Annotated in this window: 5 protein-coding genes; 3 read left to right on the top strand and 2 right to left on the bottom strand. The window is 69.2% G+C overall.

The genetic code is table 11. The annotated features are described in order from the left end of the window. The coding region (locus tag ACO6D5_RS23665; protein ID WP_485826727.1) for a LysR family transcriptional regulator at nucleotides 1-866 on the bottom strand (866 nt) is incomplete at its 3' end. Between the two features lie 126 nt (nucleotides 867-992). Between ACO6D5_RS23665 and ACO6D5_RS23660 the strand changes: the two genes are divergently transcribed. The 3 genes from ACO6D5_RS23660 to ACO6D5_RS23650 are packed head-to-tail and all read left to right on the top strand — an operon-like array spanning nucleotide 993 to nucleotide 3,960. Next, nucleotides 993-1,976, top strand: coding sequence for a Bug family tripartite tricarboxylate transporter substrate binding protein (locus tag ACO6D5_RS23660; RefSeq protein ID WP_485826726.1), 984 nt, complete (start codon nucleotides 993-995; stop codon nucleotides 1,974-1,976). 29 nt (nucleotides 1,977-2,005) lie between these two features. After that, a complete protein-coding gene (locus ACO6D5_RS23655) occupies nucleotides 2,006-3,205 on the top strand; it encodes a M20 aminoacylase family protein (protein WP_485826725.1) in 1,200 nt (399 codons plus the stop codon). Nucleotides 3,206-3,222: 17 nt separating this feature from the next. After that, the gene (locus tag ACO6D5_RS23650; RefSeq protein ID WP_485826724.1) at nucleotides 3,223-3,960 is read left to right on the top strand and encodes a phosphoribosyltransferase; all 738 of its coding nucleotides are present in this window, start codon (nucleotides 3,223-3,225) and stop codon (nucleotides 3,958-3,960) included. Here ACO6D5_RS23650 and ACO6D5_RS23645 read toward each other — a convergent pair. Further along, entirely contained in the window at nucleotides 3,957-6,053 is a 2,097-nt protein-coding gene (locus ACO6D5_RS23645; protein ID WP_485826723.1) for a site-specific recombinase, read from the bottom strand. The genes ACO6D5_RS23650 and ACO6D5_RS23645 overlap by 4 nt on opposite strands. Nucleotides 6,054-6,062: the final 9 nt, after the last annotated feature.

Genomic DNA, 6,062 nt, shown 5'->3' with positions numbered 1-6,062 from the left:
TCCGGGGCGCGCGTCATCAGGCAGATGCGGCGTGTCATCTGCGGGCGTTGCACGGGCACGATGGCCAGGCCGTCGACGCGCTGGCCCTGTGTGTACAAGCGCGAGATCAACCCCACGCGCAGCCCGGCGCGCACCAGGCTGTAGAGCGTGTCGGTGTAGTTCAAGGTGTCGGTCGCGGCCAAATCGGCGCCTTGCTGGCGCAGGGTGGATACGATCATCTCGTAGGTGCTGCCGCGCGACAGCACGGCGAGCGGCTCGTGCTTCAGGTCCTGCCACGTGACCGCGGCGCGGCGCGACAGCCGGTGGGTGTCGGCCAGCACCGCGACCAGTTCATCTTCGGCCACGAAGGCCGCGGCCACGCCGGGCGCCAGGCCGAAATCCAGCCCCAGGCCGATGTCCAGTTCGCCGTTGTTCAAGGCGGCCATCAGTTCGTCGTTCAGGTGGTCGCTCAAGACCAGCACGGTCTCGGGGTGGCGCAAGCGCCATTGCGCCACGGCGGGCGCCAGCAGGTGCATGGTGGACGGGATGCAGCCGATGCGCACCGTGGCGGCCTGGGTGTCCAAGAGGCGCTGCAGGTCGTCGGCGCCCTGGGTGTACGTATTGAGCAGCCATTCGATCTGGGCGCGGGCGGCAAGCCCCGCCGGGGTCAGGCGCACGTGGTGGGTGCTGCGCTCGAACAACGCCACGCCCATCAGCGTTTCCAGTTCGCGGATGGCTGATGACAGCGCGGGCTGGCTCAGCGCCAGCGCCTGGGCGGCGCGGCTGAAGCTGGCGTGGCGCGCCACTTCCTTGAAGCCGCGCAACTGGCGCAAGGTGGGCTGGCGCGGCGGCGTTGCCGGGCGGGCCGGCTCGAGACGCTTGGTCATAGATTTACCTGATGAATCTATAAAAATATACCATTTCAGTTATTACCCACAGCTGGGTAGGATGGCGCCGTCGCCCTCCGGCGCGCCCCTGCCTGGGCGCGCGTATCCGCCCTGATCGCCCTCACCATGTTCAAACGCCTGTTCCTGTCCGTGTCCGCGCTGGCGGCCGCGCTGTGCATTGCCCCTGCCGCTTGCGCCCAAACGCCTTGGCCGGGCGCCAAGCCGCTGACCCTGATCGTGCCGTTCAGCCCGGGCGGCAATGTGGACACCACGGCGCGCCTGGTGGCGCAGAAGCTGTCCGAACGGTTGAACCAATCCATCATCGTGGACAACGTGGCGGGCGCAGGCGGCGTGCTGGGCGTGGCCCGCGCCACCCATGCCGCGCCAGACGGCTACACGCTGGTGATGGGGTTCGACGGCCCCATCAGCGTGGCTCGCCTGATCAATTCGGCCGTGAAGTACGACGCCGAAAAGGACTTGACGCCGGTAGCCCTGGTGACGACCGCGCCCGTCGTGCTGCTGGCCCGCCCCGGCCTGCCCGTGAACAACATGGACGAGTTGATCGCGCTGGCCCGCGCCAAGCCGGACACGCTGACCTATGCGTCGTCGGGCGTCGGCACCGTGCTGCACCTGTCGATGGAAGTCATGCAGGACCAGGCCAAGGTGAAACTGGTCCACGTGCCCTATCGCGGCGGCGCGCAGATCACCAACGACGTGATGGGCGGCCAGGTGGATCTGGGGCTGCTGGTCACCACCAGCGCCACGCCGCTGGTGCAGCAGAACAAGCTGCGCGCGCTGGGCGTGACTTCCGCCGAGCGCGTCGCCACCTTGCCGGGCGTGCAGGCCTTTGCCGAAACCGCCGAGTTGAAAGGCTTCGAGCTGAACACCTGGATGGGCGTGTTCGCGCCCACGGGTACGGATCCGCAAGTGGTGCGGCAACTGAACCAGGCCTTGAATGCCGTGCTGAAGCTGGACGACGTGCAGAAGCGGCTGGCCGAAGGCGGCGCCATCGCGGGCGAGGGTTCGCCGGAAGATTTCGCCGCCTTCCTGAAGAAGGAAAAGGCCGTGTACGCGCACATCGTGAAAAGCGCCAACATCCAGCAGGAATAAGGCTGCTGACTTCAAGGATGCACAACGACATGAACGATTCCGCGCTTGGCCCCGTGCTGCCTGAAATCCAGGCGATCCAGCAAGAGATGGTGGCGCTGCGCCATCAGATCCATGCCAATCCCGAACTGGCCTACCAGGAAGTCGCCACCGGCGACCTCGTGGCCGAACGCCTGGCCGCCTGGGGCTACGAGGTGCACCGCGGCCTGGGCGTGACGGGCGTGGTCGGCACCTTGCGGCGCGGGACCGGCACGCGCCGGCTGGGGCTGCGCGCCGACATGGACGCCCTGCCCATCCATGAAACCACCGGCTTGCCCTACGCCAGCCAGCACCCCGGCAAGATGCACGCCTGCGGGCACGACGGGCATACGGCCACCCTGCTGGCCGCGGCCCGGGCGCTGGCGCAGCGCGGCCAGTTCGACGGCGCCGTGCATCTGATCTTCCAGCCGGCCGAAGAAGGCCACGGCGGCGCGCAGAAAATGATCGCCGACGGCTTGTTCGACCGCTTCCCGTGCGACGCGGTCTACAGCTTCCACAATGAACCGGGCTATCCCGCCGGCCATTTCGGCTTCCGCGCGGGCGTGATGTACAGCTCGTCCGATACCGTGTTGCTGACGGTCAGCGGCGTGGGCGGGCACGGCGCGATGCCGCACGTGGCCGTGGACCCCATCGTGGCGGCCGCCAGCATCGTGCTGGCCTTGCAGACCATCGTGTCGCGCGAAGTCGACCCCAACGACATGGCGGTGGTGACCATCGGCGCCATTCATGGCGGCGATGCGCCCAACGTGATCCCGAAGTCGGTGGAACTGCGCCTGACCGTGCGCGCCCGCCGTCCCGAAACGCGCGCCCTGCTGCGCGAACGCATCACCGCCATCGCCACGGCGCAGGCGGCGGTGCATCGCGCGACCGTTCAGGTCGACTACCGGTGGCGCTACCCGCCGGTCGTCAACGACCGCGGCGCGACGCAATTCGCGGCCGCCGTCGCGCAGGACTGGCTGGGCGTGGAACGGGTGATCCCCGACTTGCAGCCGTTGCAGGCCAGCGACGACTTCGCCTTCATGCTGGAAGCCGTGCCGGGCAGCTACTTCATCGTCGGCAATGGCGAGGGCGAAGGCGGCTGCATGGTGCACAACCCCGACTACGATTTCAACGACGACATCCTGCCGGTCACGGCCAGCTACTGGGTGAAGCTGGCCGAACGCTTTCTGGCCGCCGATACTCCCGCGTTTTGAATTCCGTTGGCCTCTGTATGACTGCTTCCCCTGTATCCCCCGCCGCTCAGGCATCGACCTTCGACACCACCACCGGCTACTGGCAAGAGATCGTCAGCGCCGATGCGCTGTCCGTGCCGGTCCAACCGCCCTATTCCCGCAGCTATCCCGCGCGCTTGCCGGATGGCCGCTACCTGGTGCTGCCGCTGCGCGGCGTGCCGGGGGACCCGGACCGTTGCGTGGCCTCGCTGATCGCCAACCACGCCAGCCTGGACGTGGTCGAGGCGCTGGCCGGGTTCATGGCGGACCGGGCGCGCGCCTTCCAGGCTGACGTGGTCGTGGGGCTGCCCACACTGGGCCTGGCGTTCGCGCCGCTTGTCGCGCGCGGGCTGGGCTTCACGCGCTACGTGCCGTTCGGCTATTCCCGCAAGTACTGGTATGACGAAAACCTGTCCGTGCCGGTGCAGTCGCTGACCACGCCGGATGCCGGCAAGCGGTTGTTCGTGGATCCGAATCTGGCGGGCAGCCTGCGCGGCCGCCGCGTGCTGGTGGTGGACGACGCTGTCAGCACGGGGCAGACGATGGTGTCCGCGTTGACGCTGCTGGCGCGCTGCGGCGCCGAGGTGGCGGGCATTGTCGTCGCCATGTGCCAGGGCACGCGCTGGCGCAGCCGGCTGGTCGACGCCCATGGCGCCGCGTTGCCGGTGGCCTGCGCGTTCGACTCGCCGCGCCTGCGGCGGGTCGCGGGCGGCTGGGCGCCCGAACCCGGCGCTTAAGGGCGTTCGGGCGCGGGCCGGGGCTTGACCGGCCAGAACAGCGTGGCCGGCCGCTGCCAGATGCGCTGGCGCACGCCCGCCGACAGGGAATCGCGGTCGCCGCGGCGTAGGTTGCGCGAGCGCAGCGCCACGTTGAACGCCAGCGCGAAGCTGACGACCACGTTCAATACCCCTGTCATCGCGGTGCCGGCCACGGCCATCCAGAACGCCTGCGTGTGCACGACTTCCCATCCCAGCGTGCCCAGCGCCGTGCCGATCTGGCCGGCGCTGAGCGTCACGTGGCGCACTTCCACATGCGGGCCGAAAAAGCTCACGATGGCCGGGCCCAGGCCCAGCATCAGGCCCAGCGACACGTTGCCCGCGATGCCCGAGATATTGCGTTGCCAGAAGCCGGCCCAGCGCACTGCGCCGCGTTCGCCCAGCAGGTGCCGCGCGCGCCGGTTGTAGGCCATCACGTCGTGCACGCGGTGCAGCGCGAACCAGTTGTCGGCCCAGCCCGCGATCAGGCTGGACAACCACAGCAGCACGCCGGTGGCGGCCGCATAGATGGGGGTGGGTCCCCAGATCGAGAACGACGCCAGCGTTTCCTGCGCCTTGTCCGCGCTGATCAGCGGCCGGTCCAGGCCGTTCAGGGCGATCCATTGCACCGCCCAGGCCAGGGGGAAGACCACGGCCAGATTGCCCAGGATGGCCGCCGCGTTGGAACGGATCATTGCCAGCGTGTCGTCCAGGAAGGCCTCGCGGCCTTGTGGCGTGTAGGCGTCGTCCAGCCGATGGGCCAGCGCCGGCCCCGTCATGGCCGGCTGCTTGGTGGCCAGCGTGAAGTGCGCGAAGTGGATGACGAGGAAGCCGCCGGCGTAGTTCAGCGACGCCAGCAGCCCTTCGATGAACTTGTCCAGGTGCATCGAGACGATGAAGAATTTCAGGTAGACGGTGAACACCATGACGAAGCCGCCGCCCAGCGACGCCTTGAGCATCGTCAGGTATTCGGCCGCGTCCCGCGCGATGTAGTGCTCGCCGGTTTCGGCGGTGCGCTCCATCACCCGGCGCGCCAGCTGCGCGAACGACGATGCCGCCAGGTGCCGGATGCTGCTGCGGGCCTGGGTGGAGCGGATCAGCTCGGCCGTCAGATGCACGTACTTGTGGCGCTGCGTCGGGTCCACCCAGACGCTCAGCAGCAGTTCGATGCGGGCCAGGCGCAGCTTCATGCGTTCGATCTGGAACACCACTTCGACCGATACGCCGTTTTTTTCCAGCTCGTCGTAGACGCCTTGCGTGGCGGTTCGGCAGCCGTCCAGCAGGGCACGGAACATGTTCAGGCGGCGGCCGAAAACCTCGCGGGACGTGTCAGGGCCGCTGTCGCACAGTTCGGCCGCGGCGCCGGCCAGCGCGAAGAACGGCGTGTCCTGCACGCGGCCCGGCAGGCGCGACCGGATGTCCTGGCTGAGGCCCGTCGCGCGCACCTGGCTGACCAGGACCTGGATGCTGCTGGTCAGCGCCGCTTCCAGCCGCGGGGCGGGCGGTTCGGGGGCGGTGGGGTCCAAGCGCGCAAGGCCGTCGCCGTGGCGGTACAGCGCGCGCATGCGGGCCAGGGTGTCGTCGTCCAGCGATTCGATCCAGTGCGCGTCGCCGGCCCGGCGGAAGATCAGCGAGAACAGGCCGAACATGTCGCCGCGGTTCGGCGGCGGCGGCAATAGCCGGGCCTGCGCGCGTTCCCAGAATTCCCCCCAGAAGCCGGGGTGCGAGGCCACGCCGGTGTCGCACAGCAGCGAGGTGGGGTCGTTGTCGGCGACGAGCGACCGCAGCGTGGCAGCAACGGGCGCGGCGCGGTCCGGGTTGTTTTCCAGCACCTGCAGCAGGTAGCGCAGGCGTGCGTGCTGCGGATGGCGGACGGCGCCCGGGGCTGCGTCGGGCGTGCGGGTGGCGGGGGGCGCGGCTGGCCGGCCGGGTCGGTCCAGCCACCGGCTCAGGTCCACCATCCACAGGTTGCGCTCGGCTAGCGGGGCGTCGGGATCGGCGCTCGCGAGGATGACGTCCAGCTGCGGGCCCCCATGCCGCGAGGCCCGCCACTTGCGCCAAAGAGAGGTAAGCATGGGCGGGCC

Source organism: Achromobacter sp. (assembly GCF_057314935.1).
Note: the sequence above shows the minus strand (reverse complement) of the source record. Positions and strands in the feature narration are given on the sequence as shown.